General features: G+C 64.8%; 1 protein-coding gene. It reads left to right on the top strand.

Annotation, left to right across the window (positions count from 1 at the left end):
- Positions 1–545: putative Ig domain-containing protein (locus tag AC1DT3_RS23785; RefSeq protein WP_477467605.1), on the top strand; the 545-nt coding region annotated here is incomplete at both ends.

Raw genomic sequence — 545 nt, 5'->3', positions numbered from 1 at the left:
GTCGACAGCAGCTTGACGCTGACGGCGACACTTGCGGACGGTTCGGCATTGCCGGCTTGGATGACGTTCGATGCCACGACCGGCATCTTCAGCGGAACGCCGCCGCAGGACTGGAATGGTGCGCTGTCGATAAAGCTGACCGCCAGCGACGCGATGCTCAGCACCGATGCTATTTTCGCGCTCACCGTCACCGCGGTAAATGACGCTCCAGTGGTCGCCGTGGCGCCGCTTGCGCAGAGCGTGGCGGAGGATACGTCCTGGAGTTACCAACTCCCGGCTGGCACCTTCGTCGACGTCGACACCAGCTTGACGCTGACGGCAACGCTCGCCGACGGTTCGGCGTTGCCGGCTTGGATGACGTTCAACACGACGACCAGCACCTTCAGCGGAACGCCTCCGCAGGACTGGAACGGTGCGTTGTCGGTCAAAGTGACTGCTTCGGACGGGACGCTCAGCGTCGATGCGATCTTCGCGCTCACCGTCACCGCGGTGAACGACGCTCCCGTGGTCGCCGTGGCGCCGCTTGCGCAGAGCGTGGCGGAGGA

Source organism: Microvirga sp. P4_G7 (assembly GCF_056401005.1).
This window is presented reverse-complemented; position numbering and strand designations above follow the sequence as displayed.